The organism is Streptomyces kunmingensis (assembly GCF_039533535.1).
GTDB classification, from domain to species: Bacteria; Actinomycetota; Actinomycetes; order Streptomycetales; family Streptomycetaceae; genus Streptomyces; species Streptomyces kunmingensis.
The window spans coordinates 1-1110 of record NZ_BAAATS010000041.1 but is presented as its reverse complement, the minus strand read 5'-3'; the positions used below and the strand labels follow the sequence as shown (position 1 = coordinate 1110).

The window sequence follows — 1110 nt, the reverse complement described above, 5'->3', positions numbered from 1 at the left end:
AGATCAAAGCAACACGTTGATTCTCTGCGAACCCTTACGAGCTGGTGCGTGATTGCGGGTGACGTGTTCTTGCTGGTCGGTGTCATGATCCGGATGTGGCGATCATGGTCAGTCGGATGGTTCTCTCGCATCAGGTGTTCACGGGGGTCTCGCGGGGGCATCTCGCGTCCCTGGTTGAGGAGTTGGCCGGCCCGTGGCAGGCCGTGGTCGAGGGACGTCGTCACGAAGCTCGCGGCGGGGCCAGGAAGCGTGAGGCAGGAGCCGGTGTCCGGCACCGGCTGATGTTCGTCGACCGGCTCGTGGCCACGCTCATTCACCTGCGACACGACCTGCCACATGCGGTGTTGGGGCTGCTTTTCGGCGTCGACCGCTCCACCATCACCCGTGCGATCGGCGAGATACGAGGGTTACTGGCAGAGCGGGGATGCGCGGTTCCAGACCGGCCCGGCCTGCGGCTGCGGACCCTGGCGGATGTCTTCGCATACGCGCAGGCCGAAGGCATCGAGCTGCGGCAGGACGCCACCGAAGTCCAGGTCCGTCGGCCCCCAGCCAGCCGCGGCGGACGCCGTGCTTTCGTCTCAGGGAAGAAGAAGCAGAACACGATGAAGGCCACCGTCGTCGCCGACCATCAAGGCCGCACGCTCTGGACCGATGCCCTGCGACCAGGGCGGATGCATGACGCAACCGCCGCACGCAAAGAAGGCATCGGTACTTTTTTCCAGCACTTTCACGACGTGGAAGTCCTCCTGGACGACGGCTACCTCGGGCTCCGTCGCGACCATCCCGGCCAAGCGGTAACCCCGCCCAGGAAGGGAAACAAGATCAGCCCACCCGAGGTCCTCGAAGCCCGCCTACGAGCCCGACACCGGCACTCCTCCAAGCGCATCACCGTCGAACACGCCCTCGCCGACCACAAACGCTGGAAGCAGTTGGCCCGCTGGACCCACCGCCGAGAGAACCTGCCCGCCACCTACCAGGCCATCGCCGGCATCGTCTCCGACCGCAACACCACCGGCTGAAGAAAACCCCCAAATCAGGCACCCACGTCTCCAACGCAATCACGCACCAGCTCGTAAGGGTTCGCAGAGAATCAACGTGTTGCTTTGATCT

The 1110-nt window shown here is 64.5% G+C and carries 1 protein-coding gene; it reads left to right on the top strand.

Going from position 1 to position 1110, the window contains the following annotated elements; all coding sequences use genetic code 11:
* The first annotated feature begins 104 nt into the window (after positions 1-104).
* Positions 105-1019: a transposase family protein gene (locus ABD366_RS38380; RefSeq protein WP_324771352.1), complete on the top strand. Its 915-nt coding sequence runs from the start codon at positions 105-107 to the stop codon at positions 1017-1019.
* Positions 1020-1110: the final 91 nt, after the last annotated feature.

What these genes read in the sequence shown, in the direction of transcription:
- ABD366_RS38380 (WP_324771352.1), top strand. Translation starts at nt 105, where the DNA reads ATGGTCAGTCGGATGGTTCTCTCGCATCAGGTGTTCACGGGGGTCTCG.